We start from the raw sequence: 25,315 nt of genomic DNA on the forward strand, positions 1-25,315 counted from the left end.
ACGCAAATACCGATAAAAATAAGTCAGACATTCCATATGACCTTTAAGATGCAAACCGGGTGAAACGAGCTTATTTATTCAATGAAGTTTAACATTTATAGATAAATTTACATATGATAAAACAAAGGGTCATCGTCATTTTTACGCTGTTTTTAAGCGTTTTCGTAGCAGATGCTCAGCCAGCACAAAAGCCAAATATTATCTTCATCCTAACGGATGATTTGGGATATTCGGATTTAGGTTGCTATGGTAGTCCCAATATCAGTACTCCTTTTTTGGACTCTATTGCTGCGCAAGGTGTACGCGCCACAAACTATGTTGTGACTAGTCCTTCCTGTACGCCGTCTAGGGCTTCGTTGCTCACGGGACGTTACGCATCGCGTTACAATCTGCCGCAGCCGATTGGACCAGGATCCCCACTTGGACTCCCGGACGAGGAAGAAACAATAGCAGAGCTGTTGAAACAAGCCGGATATAAAACGGGTATGGTAGGGAAATGGCATTTGGGAGATAAAAAAGATTTTCACCATCCGAATGCGCAGGGGTTTGATTCGTTCTTTGGGATGCTTTATAGTCACGATTACAGAGATCCCTATGTAAAAACCGATACAGCGATAAAGCTTTTTCGAAATAGAAGGGTAGAGGTGATTCGTCCTGATGATGCCGATCTAAGCAAGATTTACCATCGTGAAGCTGTTCAATTTATTCAACAGCAAAATAGCGACAGGCCATTTTTTCTCTATTATGCCCATAATTTTCCACATCTTCCCTTGGCATTTGCGAATAAAAGCAATAAATATGCTGATCAACAACGCGCAGGTGATCTTGGTGCTGTGTTGTTGGAATTGGATCACTATATAGCCCTATTGTGGAAAGAGGTGGAAAAGAAAGGATTGGACAAGAATACAATCCTCGTTTTTTCTAGTGATAATGGTCCATGGATAACATATCCTTCACGGATGTCTGATGATAGACATACCCGTAACTGGCACGTTGGAACGGCAGGCGTATTCCGGGGAGCTAAGGGAGATACGTATGAAGGAGGTGTTCGGGTACCCTTCATTATTTATGGTAAGGGGTTTATTCCTAAGGGGAAGGTTATTCGCAGTGCCATTAGTAATGTGGATATCTTGCCGACTTTTGTGGAATGGGCTGGTGCGAAGTTGCCTAAAAAAAGTCTTGACGGGCAGGTAATAACTACACTTTTGACGGGGAAAACGGAAGATTTAACGTACGATCATCGACCTATTTATCTTGTCAATTATGGTAAAGTCGAGGCTGTGAAAAGTGGGGATTGGAAATACAGAAAAATAAATGCGGGGATAAATCGGATTTCTGGACAGTCTTATGAAGCTATAGAGGAGTTGTTCAACTTGGCTTGGGACCCTAGTGAGCGAACAAATCTACTGCAGGAGTATCCGGAAAAGGCGCAGGAACTTAAAAAATTATATGAAGCATTTGACGGAAATTTGTCCGATGAGATCAAGTAATAGATTGCAATAAAAAAGTTCCCTGACAATCAGGGAACTTTTTTATTCGTTCTTTTCTACAGTAGTGCTGTCTGGGACGAGCGTAGCCTCATAAGCGGCTTTGTCATCTTCATCCATATCGGTATCCAAGTCTTCTTCTTTATATTTACCCAATTTGATTTTGTAATGCTCACTGGTTCCTGTAATACGCATGGGAATACCGAAAATCCCGAAAGGCGGTAACCCCAAACGGAAACCTAGATTCATTTGCCCATCCAATGTAACCTGTCCTTCAAAGCGGGGTCTGAAGCCGGCCATCTTCATTTTCGTTCGTTCGATTGTCATCACATTATTCTTGATCGATGTCTTGATGTTCACCTTTTTAACATCGGAATCCAGAAAGCTATCTTTCGAGGTCGCACTACTGATGCTGTTCAATAATTTGAAATTGTAGAATTTGATTTGCTCCAGGGTCAGTACGCCCTTACCTTGAATCGAAGGCATGATCGGCGACATCTGATCATTGAGTAATCCTCCAAGCTGATAGTTTAACGATACGATACCCTGGGCATTTTTTGCGGAGCTAACCATTTGTTGGAATAGCGGTATTTCTTTGTAGGCCCGTTGGATATCGAAACTATCGGCTTTGACCTCAAAATCGAATTTTGCCTTTCGTAGATGAAGTGGTTGATAAGCAATATTCATGTTGGTTTTTAAACCTGCCAGTTCAAAACCGGTATCGGTTATTTGAAGGGTTCCTTTCGTTAGTTTTAAGTTTCCTCGGAAGTTTTGTAGTTTCTCCTGATCATAATACACGTGGTCAACGACTCCCTTTACCTGTATATCCAAGTTTGTTGGTAGCAGTACAACTCCCGAACTATTGTTGGTACTGCTAGGACTGCCAGTACCGCTGCTGAACGCCATAAAATCATCAATACGGAGGGATGGACTTTTTAGGTTAAACTCCCCCCTGAGGACATCGCTGTCCAGTGTAAGATAATTGACGATGTTATCGATGAAGCCTTGTACCTGGAGTTGATTTTTGCCATATTTTGCTAGAAAACGATCAAATTTCAATTTCTCTTGTTCAAAAGAAAAGTGACCACTTTTAATTTCTATCGGTAAGGGGAACAATTCCGTTTCCACATTGATGTTGCCAATATCGATATAACCGCGGTTCCGCAGTCTATTATAGTTACCTCGAATAGCATCACTTTGCAAGCCGGCAAGATTCAAGTCCGTTTGCACATAGCCGTTTACGGATAGTCCGTCCGTAGCGAATAGCTGATACAAAGGACCTAAATTCAGTTTTCCTTTGGAAGTGATCGCATACTTTACATTATCAAAATTTGCCAGATCAGCATGCAAAGAAAAAGGCTCACCCGCTAAGCGGAAAGATATGGGGAGGATCTTGATATGAAGATCTTTTAATGTGCCTTTAGGACTACTTATATTCGTTTCTACCGCAATTTGTTCCACTGGAATAGGGTGTGACAACGATTTGAAATACCCATCTTGCATGTGGATCGTCGCTTGTGTTGCCGGAATTCGATGTTGCTTAAGGTTCATCCGCCCTTTTGATACGATGTCTACGAGTATATTTCCAGCAATTTCAATGCTATCAACTGGATATATTTTTTTGATGTCGCTCAGGTCAATACGGGCGTTTACGTTAGCGTCTACGTCCAGATGTTCGAAATCTTTAACGATAGCATGTCCCTTGATAAAGTTATTTAGCGCACGTATGTCCAATTCCGTTAAAGCAATCTGTGCTGTTTTAAGCTGACCGTCTTTTCCTTCTGCGGCTAACGTGTAGGAGATGTTGTCAATTGCGGCGGGCAAGTCACTTAATTTTAGATAGCCATTGCGTAGGGTATTGTTGATCGAAAATGTCGGTATGGAAGAAACATAAACTTTTTTCTTATTTCTTATGCCATAAGTAAGCGTGTCTGTGGCATATGTTCCATCAATTTTTCCTTCCAATTCTAAGGTACCCGCGAAGCTGAAAGATGGCCATTGGACAGCTTTGTACAAGCTGCCTAAGTCGATGTGACTGCTGACAGTGGAATGAATGGTGAGTGGATCCATACCTCGTATTTGTCCTGCCCCTTTGAAGAATCCATCTGCAACTTTAAAATCAAATTGTTTGAGATCGACGTTGAGGGAGTCAAGATTTAGTTGGGGAAGATCTACACGAAGTTTTGCATTCCAATCTGATAAAGGAACTTTGGCATCTTGGTATGCTAGATAACCATTGTTGATAATAATGCCTAGCGAAAGATCTGGCATTTCGTTCTGTTCGACAATATAATCGCCGACCAAATTCATAAAAACTTCGGAAGTACCTTGTACTTTGGTATCCTTCAACCATTCGGCATAATTTGCTGGAACCAGCGACAAGAGTTCGCTTAAGGTACTTTCCTGGGATTTTAACTTGAAATCCAAATGATATCCGTTCGACAGAAATGCGAAGGCTCCTTTGAATTGAACAGGTAGTTTGTTTATCTTTATGTCGTTACGCTGGAAAATAAAGGAGAGATCATTGGTGTTTACCTGGGTCAGTAAGTTCGCCGCGATACTTTTCTTATCAATATATTGTTCCCCATCGAAGTTGAATGAAAAAGAAGCAATCTGTGCGTTTGTCTGTAGGTCAAACAGCCCTGTAGATAAGTCTCCACGGCCTTCGTAATCAAAATCCTGCGCCGAAATTTCCAAAGGAATGGAAGCATCCTGATAGAGGAGATCAATATTCTCCAATTTAATTAAGCGAAATTTCATCTGGCTATCGGAAGAAGAATCTTCAGATTTCGTAGACCCGTCGGTTTCACTAGCGTATATATTGTAGTTTGCTGCACCGGTAGAATCTACCATTACATGGATATGACCATCAGAAATAATAAATTTGTCGAGAACTACTTTAGACTGCAGTAAAGAAAGCAGGTCTATCCCTACACTGATTGCTTTTGCTTGAAGGAGTGTGCTATCTTGAAAAGGTGCGGATCCTTTGACATGCACATCTTCAAGAGCGGCAGTCAACGAGGGGAAATGTCGAAAAAAGCTCAGGTTAATTGTCGAATAGTCGACCTGTCCTTGGATGTTTTTGTTAATGAGTTCCTTTACGGTTTTATTGATTTCCTCTTTAAAAAATAGAGGAATAAGAACTAGTGCTAACAGCACAAAGCCAACAAGGCCGGCTAATGTAATGGCGAGGCGTCTGGCAAGAGACATGATTTTTTTTGATGACACAGATACAGATTATTATCAAGTACAAAGTTGCGAATTATTATTGTAAATGAACGTTAATAAAGCTAAGCTGTAGTGCTTTGCTGACAATGGCCTTAAGCCTTCGTGGCAACGCTTCTGTGCATCGAGGTCTCAAAAATAGATCAATATAGATCGTAATCGGTGGCAAAATCCAAGATCTGCTGCATGGGGGTATTTAGATCGAATTGCAGATCTTCGTGCAGCCTATCAAATTTATTCGTTGTGGTCTTTATGCGGGATTTGACATAATCACGCAATTTAAGTGCCGTATGTATTGCTGAACCTTCGAAAAGACGAGGATACCGGGCGAAGGCTTCTTGGAGAATATACAAACGGCCCTCAATCTCACTGTATTTGTCTTTCGTTACTTTTTCATGTTCGTTGATTATGCCACTTGCTTGCCGAAGTAAAGCGTGTAGACCTTTGTAGTGACTATACATAGGCACATTTTTTATCGTAATCCTCGTCTCCGAAAAAAGTTCTTCCAACTGTTGTTTTAGTTTCTCTATACGTTCTTCCAGATCGCTTTTGTCTTCCAACAATTGAAAATGAAGCTGCTTCATAAGCATCTTATCTTTGCCGATTAGGCGGACAAGCAGTTTATCTTTTTCTTTTTGAGGAAGATGCAAAATAGCATCCTTTAAGTCGGGTTGTTTATGTAAAGACATATGCTAACTTATTAGACGTAATTTTTACCCTAAGGCAACATAAATAAAATTAGTGTAAAGTTAGGAAACTGGGAGCCATCGTAAAAACTTTTCTTACCTAACCTCTATCAGTAAAAAATACCATAAATTCGCTGAATTATACCATTGTGCGTGGGAATATAGCCTTATCTTTGTGTATGGCTTCGAGAATACCTATAATAGAGCAATGTACGGTTTCGAATAGTCTTCATCAAGGGGATATCATGGTCGAAGATTTGGCGGGGTACTTGGCACGTAATAAAAATCTCATTTTCCCCCATCGCCATAATTTTTACCATTTTCTACTATTTACACAAGGGCAAGGAAAACACAGTATTGATTTTGAAACATTTCAGGTAGAGCCTTGGCAGATTTATTTTATGTCACCTGGACAGATTCACACCTGGGATTTCGAGGGCGATGTCGACGGTTATGTTGTCAATTTTGATCAGGATCTTTTCAAGAATTTGCTTGTTCGCCCTGAATATATGCATGCATTCTCTTTCTTTTCTGGATTGGTCAAGGATGAGGTCTTTGTCGTGAAGGAAGAGGAACGAACTGCTGTTCTAACAATTTTCTCTCGTTTGCAGCAAAATCAGCGTGATTTGGAATTCGCCAAAATTTCGTTGCTTTACCTTTTTCATGTACTGGAGAAGCAACGAGACCCACGGTCTTTCGATAAGGGGACTTTGTATAATCATACGTTGTTGCGGAATTTTTTGACGTTGATAGAAGCTCATTACCGAAAGCTCAGATTACCGAAGGAATATGCGGCTTTGCTGTACATAACCCCAAATCACTTAAATGCCCTCTGTAAAGAAGCGTTGGGAGTATCAGCAGGAGAACTCATTCGGAAAAGGGTGCTGCTGGAAGCGAAACGGCTCTTGGTTATTCAGGATTATGCGGTAGCGGATATTGCCTATGAGCTCAATTTTAATGACAATTCTTACTTCACCAAATTTTTCAAAAAACTAGAAGGACAAACACCAGAGGAGTTTCGGAAAAATACAGATTTAAAAAAACAGCCTTGATTCTTTGGCAGCACCAACGGTCGAGATAGTTTTTGGCAATAATAAAAAATACACTTTGATACAAAAGGAAGAGAAAAATGGAAAATAGTAGAACATTGACGATCAGTAAATTCCAGTCAGCAAGAGCGTGTAAATGTCCGCGCTGTAGAACAGGAAATATGTTTCAAGGCAGTTTGCTACGTTTGAGTCAAAAAATGTATAAAACCTGTCCACATTGTAAATTTAAGTTTGAAATGGAACCTGGGTTTTTCTACGTATCGATGTTTGTGAGTTATGCATTGAATGTGGCGGAGTTTATCACCGTCTGTATTGCAACGTATGTTTTGTCGGGACAGTCTGAATCTCCCTGGGTGTATCTCATTGCTTGTTGTGCCGTTGCACTTCTACTGGCAGGTTTTAATTTTAGATACTCAAGAGTGATACAAATGTATTGGTTGACTCCTAATTTAAGCTTCAATCCCAAATATTATAGCGATCAATACGAGGAAAGCCAAAAGGCAGAAATAGGGGTGGAGTCTTAGTAAAGCAGGGATCGAACTGTTGCATTCTTAAAAGGGAGATTGCTGTTACTTGTTCGTCTTTTCTAAAATCGTAAGAAAGGATTTAGAATATAAACTGTATCATTTTAAAGCTTATCCATAGCATATGGATAAGCTTTAAAATGATACAGCTGCTATCCAATCGGATTTTCACTTAAATATTTTTCCCAAGCCCAGGCAGAAGACATCATATCGTCTATGCCGAGACTAGCTTGCCATCCTAATCCTGAGGCAGACTTGTTGACATCGCCCCAAACCTGAACAACATCACCTTCTCGACGAGGTCCTACGCTATAATTGAGCTTTTGGCCAGAAGCTTTCTCGAACGCTGCAATGGCTTCTAACACAGAATAACCTTTACCTGTTCCGATGTTGAACACGTCATATTTGCCATTTGGATTACCTTTTTCTAAAAGCCGAATAGCCGCTACATGTGCTTTTGCTAAATCGACAACGTGGATGTAATCGCGTACACAAGAACCGTCAACGGTATCATAGTCTCCACCAAATACGGTTAATTTCTCGCGTTTTCCAATAGCAGTTTGTGTAATGAAGGGCAGTAAATTCTGTGGAACACCAAGTGGAAGCTCGCCAATTAATGCAGATTCATGTGCTCCAACGGGATTAAAATAGCGAAGAGCAATAACTTGATAGTTGGCATTCGCTTCTGCTGTTTCAGCTAAGATTTCCTCGGCAATTTGTTTGGTGTTTCCGTAGGGTGAGGTTGCTTTTTTGACCGGTGCAGCTTCTGTAACAGGTAGTACATCAGGTTCACCATAGACCGTACAGCTGGATGAAAACACAAAGTCAATTTTTTTCCCTTGATAAGCTTGTAGCAAATTGATCAGCGAGAACATATTGTTACGGTAATACTTCAGGGGCTTTTCTACGGATTCGCCGACAGCCTTGGAAGCCGCAAAATGGATAATTCCTTGAATGTCTGTGTTGTTCTTAACAAATTCAAGAACCTTCGCTTCGTCACATAGATCGAATTGGTGAAACTCCGGTTTAACGCCGATAATTTTCTCAATTTGATCTAAAATCTGAAGATTGGAATTTGACAGGTTGTCAATGATGATAGGCGTATAACCTGCATGATGTAACTCTACTACCGTGTGCGACCCAATGTATCCCGTTCCACCGGTAACTAATATTTTGCTCATTATCGTTGATTATAATATGTGAAATCTTTTTGTTTTAATTCTTCTGCTGGCAGTGATCGGTAATAATCGATAGTGCGTTGAAGCCCTTCCTGCCGATTGATTTTCGGCGTCCAGTCAAGTAGGCGTTTTGCTTTTTCAATATCGGGACGACGTTGTTTGGGATCGTCTACGGGAAGCTTTTCATAGATGACTGTGGAAGCATTGCCCGTAAGCGCAATAATTTCTTTTGCCATGTCGTTCATGGTCATCTCATCCGGATTGCCAATATTCATTGGAAGGCTGTAGTCGGAGAGCAGTAAGCGGTAAATCCCTTCAATTTGATCCGAGACATAACAAAATGATCGCGTTTGCGTACCATCTCCAAAGACCGTCAGGTTCTCTCCTTCTAATGCTTGGGCAATGAAAGTGGGCAGTGCTCTTCCATCATTCAGACGCATTCTGGGTCCATATGTATTAAAAATACGAACAATTCTGGTCTCCAAACCGTGAAAATTGTGGTAAGCCATGGTGATGGCTTCTTGAAAACGTTTGGCTTCGTCATATACCCCGCGTGGACCTACAGGATTTACATTTCCCCAATATTCTTCCGACTGTGGAGATACTAAAGGATCACCGTATACTTCTGACGTAGAGGCAACCAATATCCGGGCAGACTTGCTTTTTGCTAATCCCAATAGATTATGAGTACCTAGAGAACCGACTTTCAACGTTTGTATTGGAATGCGTAGATAGTCTATTGGGCTGGCAGGTGAGGCGAAGTGCAGCACATAATCCAGTCTGCCAGGCACGTGGACAAATTTAGAAACGTCGTGTTGATAAAATTCGAAATTCGGTAATTTAAAGAGATGGGATATATTACGAAGATCGCCGGTAATCAAATTGTCCATTCCAATAACATGGAAACCTTCTAAAATAAAGCGATCGCAGAGATGAGATCCAAGAAATCCGGCTGCTCCGGTAATAAGTATTCGTTTCTGTTCTTCTGTGTTCACAAAGGCTTGGAATGGATAAAGTTTAATATCTTTGACGAATATAAGGATATTTTCTCAATATGCGTTTGTTATACGACTTAGGAATTGGCTTTTATGTCTTGATTTTGCGACTTTTATCTCCTTTCCATACGAAAGCGAGACTTTGGGTGCGGGGGCGTAGTGGTATTTTTGAGAAGATAGCACAAGCATTGGAAAAGGATATAAAACCCATTTGGTTTCATTTTGCATCCCTAGGCGAATTTGAGCAGGGGCGTTCCGTTATGGAACAGATCCGAAAGAAATATCCGCAAGAAAAAATACTGATCACTTTCTTTTCTCCCTCAGGTTACGAAATACGCAAAAATACAGCATTGGCTGATTATGTGTTTTATCTGCCCGTGGATACCGCACGAAATGCGAAGAAATTTTTAGCACTTGTGCAGCCTAAATTTGCGGTTTTTACGAAGTATGAATATTGGTATCATTACTTCCGTGAGTTGAAGCGTCGCGGTACTCCTTTATTCCTTGTGTCGGCTATTTTTCGTGAAGAACAGATTTTTTTTAAATGGTATGGCGGTTTCTTCCGTCGTATATTAAAAGATGTCTCCTTCTTTTTTACGCAAAACATCGATTCTGTATATTGGCTGAAAGCTATACATATTAAGCAGGCTGGATTAGCGGGCGACACCCGTTTTGATCGCGTGGCAGCCTTAGTAAAACAACGACGCACGATAACGGAAGTCGAACGCTTTATAGGACAGACGCAAGAGGTTCTGATCGGAGGGAGTACTTGGCCGGAAGACGAGCAGCTTTTTGAACAATGGCGGATGCAATCGCCGAACTGGAAGGTTATTCTTGCGCCTCACGAAATCGACGAACAGCATCTTACAAACATACAGCAACGTTTCCCTGATGCACTTTTCTTTTCTCGATTTTCTACATACGCTGACGAGCTGATAGCCGATGCTAAGCTACTGATTATTGATAACATTGGTATGCTTTCCTCTTTATATGGATATGGAAAGATGGCTTATGTTGGTGGTGGATTTGGCGTTGGTATACATAATACGCTTGAGGCTGCAACCTATGGAATTCCGGTGCTGTTCGGACCGAAATATGCGAAATTTCAAGAAGCCAAGGATCTGATCGAGATAGGAGCAGGGTTTAGCGTAGGAAATGTTCAGGAATTTCGTGCCGTATTGCATGCATTAACAGATCCGCAAAAATACAGTACGTCCAGCGTTAATGCACGCGCGTATGTGCAGGAAAAGGCTGGGGCTACGCAAATTGTCATGAAGTATCTGGAAGCTCAACAGTTACTATCCTAAATTATAAGGGAACATCTTCTTGTTTTATTATTTCATTGCTAATTCGTATTAGCTTATTGCATTTTTTAGTCAAAAAATAGCATAATCTGTTCAAAATGAGCCTTTCTGGCCTTCTTCTTAAATGAAATATTATTTTAAATTTTACATTTGAGCCAATCAATAGTAGGCCCGTTATGCGTAAGTTATTTTTTTTGTTGCTGTTTTGCAATGCGACCTATTTGTCTGGACAGGATGCTGGAGAAATTCTGAAAGCTTTTAATGCGCAGTATCTTCATCCCCAAAGGCAGATCTATATGGTCTATCCGCAGTCGGATAAAGTCGCAGCCATTTGGACACAAGCTATTTATTGGGACGTTTTGATGCGGGCTTATAAAAATACGCCAGACAAGGAGTCCGCTGCTCTTTTGAAGTCTGTGTACGATGGAAATTATAGGCAATATGATGGATTCAATTGGAACAATACGGATGTTTGGTTTATCTATGATGATATCCAATGGTGGGTGATTTCGCTGGCGAGAGCCTATCTGCTGACGGATGACAAAAATTACTTAGCCCAGTCTATTCTTGGGTTTGATCGGGTATGGAATGGGAGTCCAAAAGTAGCTGATAAAGGAGCATTTGATGTGCAACATGGAGGAATGTTCTGGGGATGGAAGAGCGATCAGCGGGGTAAGACTGCTTGTATTAATTACCCTACGGTGGTAGCAGCGTTACTGTTGTATGAAGCGACAAAAGATGAAGCTTATTTAGATAAAGCAAAGGCGATTTATTCCTGGTCAAGGAATAATCTATTCGATCAGAAATCCGGTAAAGTCGGTGACCATCAAGTGCCAGGACAGGCTACGAACTGGACGGTCAATCTGTACAATCAAGCAACTTGTATAGGTGCTGCTGTGCTGCTTTATGAGCAATTGCATGAACAGTCTTTTCTAGATGATGCCATACGGTGTGCGAACTACGTGAAGGATGAAATGTGCGATAGAAACGGCGTACTCCCTTATAAAACGGGAATTGAGCAAGGTATTTATACGGCTATATTTGCCGAGTACATGACGATGTTGTTGCCCCACGACAAGAACGATGTGTATAGAAAATGGTTGGAGAAAAATGCACATTTGGCGTGGAAGAACCGGAATAGTGAGGGGATTATGGGAAAGGATTTTAATGCGATACCGGATAGTAAGACTGAAGTTTATGATGCAAGTTCGGCGGTCGCTTTGTTTCAGATTTTAGATGAAGAAAAAAGATAAGGCAATACCTCTGTATCGTTCATCTCGATATACATGCTACAAGACCTTTAAAAAACAAACCGAGTGAAACGAGCTCATCTATTCCAATGAAATCTAACACTCATAAATAATTATCTACATATGAAAAACATTGTACTGGCTTTATCTGCTGTAGTCCTAAGTTGGAGCACTTCCTTTGGGCAAGGGCAGCAGAACAGTTTGCGTGCACCAGCGTATCCCTTGATTACGATAGACCCGAATATGAGCGCATGGTCTCCTGCAAATAATCTTTATGAAACCTCTGTCGCGCATTGGTCGGACCATCGAAACTTACCGTTGATAGGCGTATTGAAAGTCGGTAAAACCCTGTATCGTTTTATGGGTGTGGAAGAGCTCACTACGTTACCTATTGTCCCGAATGGGGAAGATCAGCCTTGGCCTGCCCGATACACGACGATAGCTCCACCCGAAAATTGGAATCGTCTAAACTTCGACGATAGCAAATGGCAGACGGGAAACGGCGTTTTTGGGACGGTGGAAAATGAACCGCATAGTAAGACCAACTGGACGACCGATAAAATCTGGGTACGTCGGGATGTTGAGTTGTCTGAGAGCTATGCGAATCGTACGCTCTATTTAGAATATGGACATGATGATGATGCCGAATTTTTTGTAAATGGTATTAAGGTGGTTTCTACGGGACAGGCTACAGGAAAGAACAGACGTGTGAAGCTCAGCAAGGAGGTTCAGAAATCATTGAAGAAGGGGAAGAATGTGATTGCTGCCTATTGTTATAACCGGGGAGGAAATGCTTATCTCGACTTTAGTCTGCAAGTGGAAAGTCAAGAAAAAAAATACTTCGAAAAAGAGGCTAAGCAACTTTCCGCTGATGTGCAGCCTATGCAAACCATTTATCGCTTCGAATGTGGTGATGTGCAGCTGAAACTAAGTTTTACAGCGCCGTTGTTTTTGGACGATTTGGCACTGTTGGCACGTCCTATTAATTACCTAAACTATGAGGTGACGTCGTCGAAACCGCAAGATGTAGAGATTTATTTTGAAGCGGCACCTCACTGGGCATTGAATCTTCCTTCGCAAGAATCAACCAGCGAGACGTATGAAAAAGACGGAATTCTTTATGTGAAAACAGGTAGTAAAGCTCAAAATATGTTGGGGAGAAAAGGAGATCATGTGCGGAACGATTGGGGGTATTTTTATATGGCTGCTGAAGAAGGTAATACGACGGCACAAGTCGGAACTTCTGGTCTATTGCGTCAAACATTCGTAACAGGAAAGTCGGCAAATTTACCCCTGACCAACGGTACACAGCTTGCATTGACACAAAAAGGAAAAATATCAGGCGTCTGGAAAGGGAAAATCGCAATCGGTTATGACGATGTATTCGCTATACAATACTTTAAAGAAAATATACGCCCGTATTGGAATCGCGATGGTAAACAAACTATAGAAGGACAATTTAAGAAAGCATTCAACGAATATGAAACGATCAGCAGTAGGGTAGGGCAGTTTGATCAGATATTTATGCAGCAGTACAGCGCTTATGGTCGCTCCTATGCAGAACTGTGTGCCTTAGCTTATCGTCAATCTATTGCGGCTCATAAGCTGATCGAATCTCCAAATGGAGAGCTGTTGCTCTTATCGAAGGAAAACGATAGCAATGGATCTATTGGAACTGTTGATATCACATATCCTTCTGCGCCTTTATTCTTATATTATAATCCCGAATTGGCAAAAGCATTGATGAATTTTATTTTTTACTATTCTGAATCCGGAAAATGGCCAAAACCTTTCGCCGCACATGATGTAGGCACTTATCCCATAGCAAATGGGCAGACCTATGGCGGGGATATGCCGGTCGAGGAAAGTGGAAATATGCTTATTTTGGCCTATGCTATTGCACGTACCGAAGGTAATGCGGCTTATGCACAGCAGCATTGGAATGTATTAACGACTTGGGCTGATTATTTGGTGGAAAACGGGTTGGATCCGGAAAACCAATTATGCACGGATGATTTCGCTGGACATTTTGCCCATAACGCGAATCTTTCTGTTAAAGCTATTTTGGGGATCGCCTCTTATGGTTATTTAGCGCAAATGTTAGGTCGAGATCAAGTGGCTGAAAAATATCTTAAGACGGCAAAAGAAATGGCTACAAAATGGGAAAAAATGGCGAATGATGGGGACCATTACCGTTTAACTTTTGATAAGGCGAATACGTGGAGTCAAAAATACAATCTGGTCTGGGATAAATTGTTAGGGATGGATATTTTTGACCGTCAAATATTTGAAAAGGAGATTCAATACTATCTTGGTAAACAGAATAAATATGGATTGCCATTGGATAGCCGTGAAACCTACACAAAATCGGATTGGATTCTTTGGACAGCCACTTTGGCCAACGACCAAAAAACTTTTGAAGCATTCGTGAATCCTGTACATGCCTTTATGAATGAAACGGTAAATCGTGTGCCAATGTCAGATTGGATTTTTACGGATAAGCCTGAACGACGTGGTTTTAAAGCCCGAGCGGTAGTGGGTGGATACTTTATTAAAATGTTGGAAGATAAATACAAAACCAATTAAGAATTACAATATAAAAGCAAGAGGCTATCTAGATGATAAGCCTCTTCTTTTGACCTAAAAAGGTCTATATAGAAAATTGAAAATTGGACTTTGTTTAATAGTAAAGGAAACCATGGACACCAGCTAGATGACGTGCTAGCCGTATCACTTGTTGGGTATATCCATATTCGTTGTCGTACCAAACGTAAATGACGATATGTCTGCCATCCCGCGAAACAAGGTTGGCGGGAGCATCAATGATAGCACATGCCGTCATACCGATAATATCCGAAGAAACGAGGTCCCTATTCTCTTCATATTTAATTTGTTCCACGAGGTTGCCTGTTAATGCAGCTTCCCGTAGACGATGATTCAATTCAGCCAAGGTGCACGGACGTTCGATCTCAAGTTGTAAAATGGCTAGCGAGCCATTAGGTACGGGAACGCGTATCGCATTTGCTGTAAGTTTACCTGCTAATCCAGGAATTACCTTCGCAATGGCATCTCCCGCCCCTGTTTCTGTGATCACCATATTTAAAGCTGCGGCACGTCCTCGTCTGGATTTTTTATGCATATTATCCACAAGATTTTGGTCATTGGTATAGGAATGTATGGTTTCAATATGGCCTTGGATAATACCAAACTGTTCGTCAATAACGGCTAAAACTGGTGCTATTGCATTCGTTGTACACGAAGCAGCGGAACATAAGCTCGTTTGCATAGGATCTGCTAGTTCGGTGTTTACACCAAATACGATATTCGGTATGCCTTCTCCTGGGGCCGTCAGTAAGACTTCGCTTACTCCGTTTGCTTTCAGGTGCCGCGCGAGTTCGTTGTGGTTGCGAAAAGCACCGGTATTGTCAATGAGAAGTGCATCTTCGATTCCATATGCGCTATAATTCAACTCTTCGGGGGCTGTACTCGATAGGAAGTATACCGTGGTTCCGTTAATTATTAAAGCATTTCTGCTGGCGTCTACTTCGATAACCCCTTCAAATTCGCCGTGGATAGAATCGCGTTTTAATAAATTGGCGCGCTTTTCCAAGCTGTTGAGGTCGACTTTATCGCGGGTCACAATGGCACGTAAACGTAATTGTTTTCCCGATCCTGTCTTCCGCATAAGTTCTCGTGCAACTAATCTTCCTATGCGGCCAAATCCATAAAGGATAACGTCTTTAGGCTCAAAAGGATGCTGGTGAATAACTGCTGCTAATCGTTTTTGAATAAAGAAGCGCTGTAAATCAGGATCGTTTGTCTCTTCTCTGATTTGTAGGGCTAATGTCCCGATGTCGATGTGCGCAGGAGGGAGTTCCATCCTTGCTATAATCTCGGCAACGAACAAGGTTTCTGTGATGTGGAGTTCTTTGTCGAGTAATTCACTGCAATGCCGATGGAGTTGAAGAATAGTGTTGATACGGGAATCAACAAGTGGATTGCGAAATAAAACAAGCTCAACAGCGCGGTTGCACGAAAGCTGGCTCACAATTTCGATCAGACGTATTGTGGCATTTTGTTGGTCGTTGTAACTTTTGATCTGCTCGTCAAAAGTAAGCGTTTGTACCATAATTCGAATATAAATGATTATGATGCAAACTTAGATATTTTGAAGAGTAAAAAGATTATTTTTTTAAAATTTGATAATTTATATCGGCTTAAACGGTTTTATATTTTGTTTTTCGTAAAATAATAGCTAATTTATTGTTATTTTTATTTATCTTCTACCAAAAGGAAAAATTCAGATGCAATATAATCTGCTAATAATTTTCCAGCAGGGGTTAATCGTAAAAAACGATCTTCAAGCAGTTCGAGTTCGTTTTTGTCCATGAAGTGCTGTGCTGTTTGTTGAAAATGTTGTTGGATTTCGGTTCCGAAGTCGTCTTTTATTTTAACGAGATCAATGCCCCACATTGTACGTAAAGACGTCATCGCGTATTCATTTACCCGATCTTCCAGCGTTAAGTATTCGGTTTCATGGAGTGTATTGCCTTGAACAATACTTTCGATATAGCGTGCATTGTTGGCAATATTCCACCCTCTAGAAATACCATTAAAAGAGTGTGCGGAAGGACCAATTCCGAGGTAGTGTTTACCACGCCAATAATTGGTATTGTGTTTGGCGTAGTATCCATCTTTTGCAAAGTTGGATATTTCGTAATGCTCGAAACCATGTCTGGTTAATGTTTCGATTAACATCTGCATTTGCTCGGCACTTTGTGATTCCTCTACCGGAGCGCTTTTCCCCTGTCGGATGAAATGGGCAAGGGCAGTTTTGTCTTCTACGGTCATTGCATAAGAAGAAATATGGGGAACGCCAAAGTCTAGCAATTGTTGCATGTTTGATGTCCATTTTTCATCCGTTAAGAGGGGGTATCCGTAAATAAGATCTGCTGTAATATTTTCAAATCCGGCATCTTGAACGCGCTTGATGGCTGATTCGGCTTCGCTTGCGTGATGCGCACGGTTCATCCAACGCAGGTCTTCCTCGAAGAATGACTGCACACCGATGCTGAAGCGGTTGATTGCCGTTGTTCTTAATGATAAAACTTTCTCCCGGTTTAAGTCGTCCGGATTTGCTTCCAATGTAATTTCGACGTCCGGCGCTATGGTAAAATAACGGGATACCTTTTCAATCAATCGGTCGATTTCTGACGCCTGTAGCAATGAAGGTGTACCTCCTCCAAAATAGATGGAATGGACTTCGCGATCTAAAAGATAATTCTCCCGTTGTTCGATTTCTAAAGATAAGGCATGTAGCATTTCCTCTTTATTCCGTAATGAAGTACTAAAATGAAAGTCACAATAGTGACAGGCCTGCTTACAAAACGGAATGTGGAAATAAATCATGCTGCAAATATAGGAAGGTTTTTATTAGTTCATTGGAAAAGAAAAAGCAGAAGTTTTCTTCTGCTTTTTCTTTAAAATAAAGAGAAATCACTAATGACAGCAAGCTTCCACTTTGTAATCTTCTTCGGTTAGTCCCTTCACCACGGTGCCACATTTTGGCATAATTTTGGGCGAAAAAGGATTAAAAATGGCTTTTTCTTCACTTACCCAATATGCTTCCTCCATAGGGCAATACTGTAGATAGATGGGATCTTCCGCAAATTTCATTTTCTCGATAAGCGACCACATCTGTGTGCCCATTTCGGAAATTGATGCTTTGGCATCTGCAACTTTCTTTACTTGTTGAAGTTGTTCTGCGCTGATGCGAAGCGAGTCCCTGACTTTTTTTAAGCGAGCCATATCTTCAAATACGAGACCTTTCAAACGTAAAGTTTTGATCTCGGCTTGAAATTGTCCGAGCGAGGTTTTGAAGCTTTTTATGTCATTTTTTGCAAAGGCATCTTTCGTTTGTAGATAAGCCGTGAGCAATCGTTCCCGTTGCTGGAAATCGACACTGTCTGTGGACTGTGCTGAGGCACAACTTGAAAAGGTAAGTAGGAAGCAAATCGCGATTGCAGATCCTGTCAATAAGGTTTTTTTCCAGATGTTCGTTTTCTTATTCATCCTATTATTTGGTCTTTTTTTCTTGAATACGTTTTATCTCTTGAAGCACGTTGTTGAAATGTTGCTTGTCAATTGCATTTTTTGAATTGGCAGCAAGCTTTTCTGCTGTACGTTGCAAGCTCACTAAAAATGTTGTGGCATAAAGTTGAATGTCGCTGCGCTGCGCCTGTACTAAAATTGCATTGTCATTGCCAGCACGTGGATTGATTAAGACATCAATCTTTTCGAGAAAGTAACGCTGTTGACTTCTTTTGTAAGCATTTACACGGTTATCCGTCGTCATTCCTGTCCACACACCAGCAGCGATATCTTTTAAATATTCATCGATAGGGTAAGTGACGTCGGTTTCAAAAGACTTCATGTAAATATTTTGCATCATGCCCGGACTCAATAACATGTTGAGCATCTGCTCCTGCTGGTCGAGAATTTCTTTGTCAATATCTTTACCGATATATTGTTGTATATCGTCTGGATAAAGCCACATTGGAGGGGTGAATACATTGTCGTTCACATACTGTACGGCTGCTTTCACTTTTGCGCGTGGAACAGCTGCATAGACAGGGCCTTCTTCGTTTCTATTTTTCTCGGTCACATAACGGCTTCCAATATTTTTTAGTACATGGTAAAGATACCTATTAAACTGTGCGCGTACGGCTTTATGCATGTCTTTAAGATTGCTATAGTCGTCGTTCGGTGTTGCGGTCCATTCGACCAGATGTGTGATGACCCGCTTTAGGTTTTTGATACCGTAAGTACTTGCTAACATCGAGTCATCGCCAATGTCTTCTTTTTGACTTCGAGGATCCTCTCCGTTACCTTCGCCCCCAAACCATAATTTGGGATTAGCTGTTAGACTATCGGTAACCTGCTTGATGAGGAAATCTTGTTCCGCATAAGCGTCTGCATATTGTGGTAAGTACTGATATCCCCATTGTATAGCCCATTTGTCGTAGATGCCGATGCGTGGATATATTCCTGCAAGGCCGATATTGTCTTCGGGTTGGGCAACATAGTTAAAACGTGCATAGTCCATAATAGAAACAGTATGTCCGTGCTGCTCTACCCAAGCCTTATCGCGTAATTTTTCTACGGGTGTTTGGCTGCTGGCACCCATATTATGACGGAGACCTAAGCTATGTCCCACTTCATGCGATGAAACAAAGCGGATCAGATCGCCCATTACCTCGTCGTCTAAGTCCATTTTTTGCGCGCGTTTATCCAACGGACCTATCTGTACCATAAACCACTGCTGCAAAAGCTTCATCACATTATGGTACCAGCCTACGTGGCTCTCTATAATTTCTCCGCTACGTGGATCGGAGATTCGAGGTCCATAAGCGTTTGCTTTTTCAGAGGCAAAATAGCGTATAACGGAAAATCGTGCATCTTCAAGGCTCATGGTGCTGTCGTTTTCAGGCCACTCTTTTCCTATGATTGCATTTTTGAATCCCGCTTGTTCAAAGGCCTTGTTCCAGTCGTTTACCCCTGCAATAAGATAAGGACGCCACTTTTTAGGCGTAGCAGGATCGATGTAGTACACAATCTGTTGCTTAGGCTCTACCAACTCGCCTCGTCTGTAACGATCCATATCGGCTTCTTTTGGCTCCAAGCGGTAACGCTGTATGTAATTGTATACCTCACTTCGTTGTTTATTGTCCGAGAACAAAATAAACTTGTTGGCAAAGTAACCTACGCGGGTATCAAATAAACGTTTCTGCATAGGAACTTTTGGTAGGAGCACCAACGATGTATTGACCGTAAATGTCTGTGCTCCTACGGCGATAGATGGAGACGAAGTGGTATAGGTTTTTGTAGTCTGCACCTCCAGATTGATCGGATAGGTCCGCATATCGATGATGAAAGAACGGTCATCGGCCAAGGAGCCTAGTTTATTTTCCGTTTTTATGCCGTTCGCTAAGGATAATACACTGTTGTCTTTCTTAAACAGGTCTGTGACCTCCACGAGGTAACTGTTGTTGTCGCGGTTGGTACCTTTAATGTCTAAAGCACTGATGATGGGATGTTGTTGTGACTTTTCTAAGGCCTGAAAAATGGCATCTTCCGCAGGAGCTTCTTGCCTATAGTCTACAGATCGTAGAAAGAGGCGATTGGCGTTTCCTTTTTCAAAGTAAATCGTTTGTTCGTTTAGTTTTTCGCCACCATACAACGGAAAGCCGGCAGGCGTGGCAATCAATCGTGTTACCGTCAAGAAGTAACGATTCAGTAAGGTATCTGGGATTTCCAGATACCATTTTTTTTCCGATTCGTATACTGTAAAGACCCCTTGGCGTTGCAAGGATGCTTTTTTTATGATTTTTTCGTAATCATTTTTTTGGTTGCCACTACTATCGGCGGCGACGGTCAATGCCGAGGCATGCGATAGCGAGAAACCTAAGGCAAAGCATGTAATTAAAGTTTTAAACATCATATTTTTTGAATTCGTCATTTAATTAAAAGGGAACAACCTCGTCCGTATTTAATCGTATGTTTGGATTTTTTTCCATAACATCCAATGGAAAAGGTATAATGTACATGCGGGAGTTCGGTGCTAATGTGTATGTTTCTTGAGGAACCGCTTGACTCACAATCGGAAATTTACGCTCGATTGTTTTTTGATAATCCGATTCTATATTCAATCGTTTTAAATCGAAGAAACGGTGGAAACCGAAAGGTAGTTCCTTTCGACGTTCGTTGATGACGAGTTCCATCGCTTCCTTACGTGTGCTTGGGACCGATAATGTTGCTGCATCTCCCGCAATACGTGTTTTGCGTAAAATGTTTAGTGTTGAAATTGCTTCCGCAAAGTTGTCTTCCCGAGCATAGCATTCCGCAAGCATCAGATATAATTCCGGTGTTTTGATGCCTACAGTAGGAAAGAAAAATCGAGTATATGTCATACTGTAATAAGATGTTCCCGCGGCAGCATCTTGCAGACTGTTGTTTGTTGTGTTGAAAAATAAGGTAAATCGCTTATCGTCTGCTGATTTGAACATATTAGTGAGTTCCGGGCTAATAATATAACTGTAGCCAAAATTCATTTCGTTGTATCCCGTCATGTACATGTAGCTTAATACTTCTGGGTTACTTGCCGCAGGCACATTTACTACTGTAGGTCCTCCTTGGGCAGCAAGTGCAACCATGTCGAGTAAGTTATCGTTGTAGCTCAATGCTTTTTGTGCAGCAGTCTTGGCTTCGGCAATCTCCCGCTTAAACAAATGTACTTTAGCTTTGAAAGCCCATGCAAAAGCGAGGGAAGGATGGTACACATTACCTGGTGTTTCCTGTAAATAAGGTATGGCTTCGTCAATATCCTGCTGGATAAAATCGTAGACTTTCTGTACGGTGGATTTTGTAGGTATGGCCTCTAAATCATATTTATCCATGATACAGATTCCGCCGTCGGTAGCCGCCGTGCTGGCATCATAAGCTTTTGCATAGACGTTGACCAACAGAAAGTGATCAAATGCCCGGAAGATTTTGGCTTCGGCCTTAGCCAGTTGTTTTAAGTCAGCATCGCCTGTACTTTCGTCGACCAAACTGATGATGTTGTTCCACTGACCAATGTATTTGTACGTCTGGTTATACATCGATGACGAATTAAGTCGGCTGACACGGTCGGCATCATCCTGAAAAAGAAAGTTAATGGTGTTGATGTTTGGGGTCACACCAATTACGTTCGATTCTTTCATCCATTGGTCATCTACCAGGTACTGAAAATTATTGATGGGGTAAGCCCGATTCGGCCAAGCCACCAGCTCATAAAAATCTTGGGTACTACTCACCAATTGGGAACCGGTAGGTGTAATGTCGAGGTAATTGTCGCAGGAGGACAAACCTAATATACCGAGAAAAAAGAATCCTATTTTAGAAAGTTTCATGACTTGTGAGGTTAAAAGTTTACAGAAAAACCGAATAAAAATGTTTTTGGAATGGACAAACTACGGGTGCCGCTGTTTACGGAATAAGCCTCTGGATCAATATCATTCCCTGCGGCACTCCAATACCAAAGGTTATTAACTTGGGCCGTTAGTTTCGCAGCACCTAAGCCTGCGCGTTGCACTAAGTAACGAGGTAGGTTGTAGCTCAAGGAAACATTACGTAGTTTTATGTAATCTGCATCCCGTACATGGATGTCTGCATTTTTCCACATCGACCCAGAGTTGCTGGCATAGGTTAGGTTGTTTTGTGCATAATCTACAAGTAGACGTGGGTAATCCGCATCGGTACCTTCTGTCCATCGGTTCACAAGTTTTTCATTAAATAATTCGTCACTATTGATATCGATAACATCTAAACGTAGTTTATTACCGCCAGAGAAAACAAACATGGTCGATAAATCAAAGGCTTTGTAACTGATGCGCTGTGTAAAGGAACCGTAGTACTTCGGCGTTAGTGACCCCATATTGACGAGTGCATCTGCTGAGGTGATTGTTTTTGCAGCTGTTGGTATGCCGTTCTCATCAAAGGTGACATTGACGTTGCCATTTTCATCGTAGAAATAAGGATAACCTTCTACCATTCCAGCATAACGATATGCCATAAGGGAGTTTAAAGCTTGGCCTTCAAAGAAATAATTGGATGGTGCAGAAACATAAGATGTGGCAGTAGATGCTGCTGTAGTTACTTTTTCTACAGTATTGGTGTTGTGGGCATAGACCAGGCTGGAGGTGAAACGCCAATCTTTGTTTTTAAACCAGGTGCCATTGATATTGAATTCGATACCTTTATTGCGTAAAGCACCTGCATTTAGTGTACGCGAAGTCGCTCCTACAGTGGCGTCAAGTGCAGTAGTAATAAGCAAATCGGTACTGTAACGGTTGTAATAGTCCACACTACCTGTCAGTCGGTTGTCAAATAAGGCATAGTCTACCCCCATATTCCAGGTGGCTGTTTTTTCCCAGCGTAATTTAGGATTTGGAAGATCGCCAATTTCCAGGTATTGGAGGGCGGTGTAGAGTTTATCGGATTTCCATTTCGCTGTTGAGTAGGGGGTAGAGTTCTGATCGACATTGCCCGTAATACCGTATGTCAAGCGAGCTTTCAATGCGTTCAACCAGCTGATATCCTGCATGAAATATTCATTGCTGATGTTCCAGCCAGCACCTAATGACCAAAGAGGACGGTATTTATATTTTGGGTCTACACCAAATAGATCGGCCTGATCCACGCGAATGCTACCGGTTAAATTATATTTGCCATCGTAGGTGTAACCTCCATTTGCGTAAGCGGAAATATAACGATGACGTGTGGAGGATAAAGTGGTTAAAGCAGGATTGCTCAATTTGATGTTTGTTCCATAAACATAACTGCTATAGCCCGTCTCGATGGCGTTGGCCCAATTGATATTGATAGATGATAATGTGGTCGTATTGTAGCCATACAACAGCTGTTGTATGCTGACAGGACTTTTTGTTTGACGCATTTCGAAACCAGCCAATGCAACAACCTGATGTTGCCCACGAGAACCAAAAGCACGATCAAAGTTCAACTGTTGGCGGAAGTTGTAGTTGTATTTTTTCTGGTTGATTTGGTAAAAACGACCTCCAGAAGGTAGGTTTGCGGTGTAAGCACTGGTCGATGAATTGTAGGAGACCAAGCCGTTATAAGCCATGCGCATCATGTAATCGTCTTCGTCATAATAACTATTACTTTCGGCTTGATTCAACTCGTAAGAGAATTGTACCTGATAAGAAAGTCCTTTGTAGATGTCTGCTTTCCAATTGGTGAAGGCTCGTAGACTTAACGCATTACCGTGACTCATTCCTTCGTCTAGGGCGTCTAAAATGTTAAAATTCGTGCTTTTTAATACACTGTTTGCTTCGATCTGTTCTGCGATCAAGCCGTTTACAGCACTGGCACCGCTGACAGCGCTAGCGAGTTCCACATAAGGACTACTGATACGATTTCCGTTTTCGTCGAGTATGCGCACGTACCGTTCTTGCAGCTGCATGTTATTATAAGCACTTTCAGTCTCCTGACCGGAAGAATACGTTCCGTTTAGACCTATGGTTGCTGTCAACCACTTATTTAAATTGAATGAAGATTTTAAATTCAGATTGAAACGTTGATCTTCATTGTTGCGTACTCGTGCGTTGGACTTATCATAATTGAATGATACATAGGTATTGCTGCGGTTAGAGGCCTGAGAAATACTGGCGTTATACCGTTGGCGACTTTCATTTTGCCATACCAAGTCGCTGTATTCTTGGTAGTAATCGTTATTTTTCCATGTAGCAATGGTTTGATCGTATTGTGTGCTGCTTATTTCTCCTATAGCCAACTTCCTGTTGAGGTTGAACAATGGCGAATAATATTTTGGATTCCCTCCCAAAGAACCGTAGGTATTAAAAAGAGTGGTGGCATCTCCATTCGCTTTGGCTAGATCTCGGTTGTATAAATCTTGTTCAAAGTCGATGAGGTCGGATGTGCTTGCATAGTGCATTTTGCTGATATCAGGCTTTCCAGAGATGAAGAAATCTGCATTAGCTGAAACTTTTACACCTTGTCCTTTCCCCCCTTTTGTGGTGACAACGATGACGCCATTCGCTGCACGAGCACCGTAGATGGATGCTGCTGCCGCGTCTTTGAGTACTGTGACAGATTCTACATCATAGGGGTTGATATCGGAAAGTGTAAATTCCGTAGGCAAATTGTCGATAACAATCAGAGGAGATGTCCCTACATTATTGGAATACGTTGCTACACCGCGTAGAATAGGTTGGTCGGCATCAGCACCATTTACATTTTTTTTGTACATCAAACCCGATACCTGCCCTTCTAAGGCAGATAATAGATCAACATTAATATGTCTATTTAGTTGCTCGTTATTGACATGTGTATAAGATCCTGTTGATCGTTCCTTACTTATTTTTTGGTAGCCAGTAATCATGACCTCATTCAGCATGGATTCTTTTAATGATAGCATTATTGCTACAGGTTTTTCTGCCAACTGAGGAGAGGTATGGAGACTGCGTAAGTTGTAGGCTACGTGATGAAAATATAGGGTCGATTTATTTGTACTTGCTTCAATCTCAAACTCGCCATTTTCGTTGGATACAGTTTGTGAGCTTAGCTCATCGGTATGAACAGATACGCCCGGAATCGCTTTGCCTAAGCTGTCAAGTACGCGTCCCCGGACGATATAACCATCCTGTTTTGCGCTCTTTTTTGGAAAAAGTATGATCCGTTTTTTCTCTATTCGGTAGAGAAAAGGTTGATCTTGAAATAACGTCGCTAATGCTTCTTTAAGCTCTAAGCCTTGTAAATGGGTCGTTATCGACTTTGTCTGACGAAGGAGGTCGGCATCGAAAATAAACTCGTAACCATATTTTTCAGAAATCTGCTGAATAACCTCTTTTACAGGTTTATTCTGAAATTGTAGGTCAATGCGCTGCGCATGGGCAGGAACCTGTTTTAGAAGGCAGGTAAGGAAGAAAAATCCAAACAGATAGCTGCGTCGAAATCTGTTGATGTTTCGTTTTTGGTTTAGGTTAAACATGTTGTGTTGTTAAAATTTGTACAGTGTTTGATTTTGTTGTTTGTTTT

16 protein-coding genes are annotated in these 25,315 nt (G+C 41.5%); 6 read left to right on the top strand and 10 right to left on the bottom strand.

All coding sequences use genetic code 11. From position 1 onward, the window contains the following. Positions 1-113: 113 nt before the first annotated feature. Positions 114-1,490: a sulfatase-like hydrolase/transferase gene (locus tag ACSZOX_RS13305; RefSeq protein WP_437920509.1), complete on the top strand. Its 1,377-nt coding sequence runs from the start codon at positions 114-116 to the stop codon at positions 1,488-1,490. 42 nt (positions 1,491-1,532) lie between these two features. On the opposite strand, the gene ACSZOX_RS13310 is transcribed toward ACSZOX_RS13305, so the two are convergent. Further along, positions 1,533-4,697: a hypothetical protein gene (locus ACSZOX_RS13310; protein ID WP_437920510.1), complete on the bottom strand. Its 3,165-nt coding sequence runs from the start codon at positions 4,695-4,697 to the stop codon at positions 1,533-1,535. 158 nt (positions 4,698-4,855) lie between these two features. Beyond that, positions 4,856-5,401, bottom strand: a complete 546-nt coding sequence (locus ACSZOX_RS13315) for a hypothetical protein (protein ID WP_437920511.1) — start codon at positions 5,399-5,401, stop codon at positions 4,856-4,858. A 176-nt stretch (positions 5,402-5,577) separates the two neighbouring features. On the opposite strand from ACSZOX_RS13315, the gene ACSZOX_RS13320 reads away from it, so the two are divergent. Both ACSZOX_RS13320 and ACSZOX_RS13325 read left to right on the top strand, forming a co-directional pair. Beyond that, entirely contained in the window at positions 5,578-6,450 is an 873-nt protein-coding gene (locus tag ACSZOX_RS13320) for a helix-turn-helix domain-containing protein (RefSeq protein ID WP_437920512.1), read from the top strand. A 77-nt stretch (positions 6,451-6,527) separates the two neighbouring features. Then, a complete protein-coding gene (locus ACSZOX_RS13325; protein ID WP_437920513.1) occupies positions 6,528-6,971 on the top strand; it encodes a DUF983 domain-containing protein in 444 nt (147 codons plus the stop codon). Between the two features lie 152 nt (positions 6,972-7,123). On the opposite strand, the gene galE is transcribed toward ACSZOX_RS13325, so the two are convergent. Together galE and ACSZOX_RS13335 are read right to left on the bottom strand one after the other, a co-directional pair. Beyond that, positions 7,124-8,152 carry a UDP-glucose 4-epimerase GalE gene (gene galE / locus ACSZOX_RS13330; protein ID WP_437920514.1) on the bottom strand — a complete coding sequence of 343 codons (1,029 nt, stop codon included), beginning with the start codon at positions 8,150-8,152 and terminating at the stop codon, positions 7,124-7,126. Continuing rightward, complete coding sequence (locus tag ACSZOX_RS13335) at positions 8,152-9,144, bottom strand: UDP-glucuronic acid decarboxylase family protein (protein ID WP_437920515.1); 993 nt, start codon at positions 9,142-9,144, stop codon at positions 8,152-8,154. The genes galE and ACSZOX_RS13335 overlap by 1 nt, the downstream gene beginning before the upstream one ends. A gap of 59 nt (positions 9,145-9,203) precedes the next feature. On the opposite strand from ACSZOX_RS13335, the gene ACSZOX_RS13340 reads away from it, so the two are divergent. The 3 genes from ACSZOX_RS13340 to ACSZOX_RS13350 all read left to right on the top strand — a co-directional run bounded on the left by ACSZOX_RS13340 (position 9,204) and on the right by ACSZOX_RS13350 (position 14,284). Then, entirely contained in the window at positions 9,204-10,451 is a 1,248-nt protein-coding gene (locus ACSZOX_RS13340) for a 3-deoxy-D-manno-octulosonic acid transferase (protein ID WP_437920516.1), read from the top strand. Between the two features lie 173 nt (positions 10,452-10,624). Then, positions 10,625-11,701: a glycoside hydrolase family 76 protein gene (locus ACSZOX_RS13345; RefSeq protein ID WP_437920517.1), complete on the top strand. Its 1,077-nt coding sequence runs from the start codon at positions 10,625-10,627 to the stop codon at positions 11,699-11,701. A 120-nt stretch (positions 11,702-11,821) separates the two neighbouring features. After that, entirely contained in the window at positions 11,822-14,284 is a 2,463-nt protein-coding gene (locus ACSZOX_RS13350) for a glutaminase domain-containing protein (RefSeq protein ID WP_437920518.1), read from the top strand. Positions 14,285-14,378: 94 nt separating this feature from the next. Here the strand turns inward: ACSZOX_RS13350 and ACSZOX_RS13355 are convergent, their stop codons facing one another. The 6 genes from ACSZOX_RS13355 to ACSZOX_RS13380 all read right to left on the bottom strand — a co-directional run bounded on the left by ACSZOX_RS13355 (position 14,379) and on the right by ACSZOX_RS13380 (position 25,268). Further along, entirely contained in the window at positions 14,379-15,827 is a 1,449-nt protein-coding gene (locus tag ACSZOX_RS13355; RefSeq protein WP_437920519.1) for a glyceraldehyde-3-phosphate dehydrogenase, read from the bottom strand. A 143-nt stretch (positions 15,828-15,970) separates the two neighbouring features. Next, complete coding sequence (hemW, locus tag ACSZOX_RS13360; RefSeq protein ID WP_437920520.1) at positions 15,971-17,107, bottom strand: radical SAM family heme chaperone HemW; 1,137 nt, start codon at positions 17,105-17,107, stop codon at positions 15,971-15,973. A 90-nt stretch (positions 17,108-17,197) separates the two neighbouring features. Then, on the bottom strand, positions 17,198-17,770 hold the full coding sequence (locus tag ACSZOX_RS13365; RefSeq protein ID WP_437920521.1) for a hypothetical protein: 573 nt from the start codon (positions 17,768-17,770) through the stop codon (positions 17,198-17,200). Between the two features lie 4 nt (positions 17,771-17,774). Beyond that, positions 17,775-20,198 carry a zinc-dependent metalloprotease gene (locus ACSZOX_RS13370; protein ID WP_437920523.1) on the bottom strand — a complete coding sequence of 808 codons (2,424 nt, stop codon included), beginning with the start codon at positions 20,196-20,198 and terminating at the stop codon, positions 17,775-17,777. A gap of 22 nt (positions 20,199-20,220) precedes the next feature. After that, positions 20,221-21,648, bottom strand: coding sequence for a RagB/SusD family nutrient uptake outer membrane protein (locus tag ACSZOX_RS13375; RefSeq protein WP_437920524.1), 1,428 nt, complete (start codon positions 21,646-21,648; stop codon positions 20,221-20,223). An 11-nt stretch (positions 21,649-21,659) separates the two neighbouring features. Continuing rightward, positions 21,660-25,268 (bottom strand): SusC/RagA family TonB-linked outer membrane protein, encoded by a 3,609-nt coding sequence (locus tag ACSZOX_RS13380; RefSeq protein WP_437920525.1) that lies wholly within the window; start codon positions 25,266-25,268, stop codon positions 21,660-21,662. Positions 25,269-25,315: the final 47 nt, after the last annotated feature.

It is taken from the genome of Sphingobacterium sp. LRF_L2, from assembly GCF_965644235.1.
Taxonomy (GTDB): Bacteria; Bacteroidota; Bacteroidia; order Sphingobacteriales; family Sphingobacteriaceae; genus Sphingobacterium.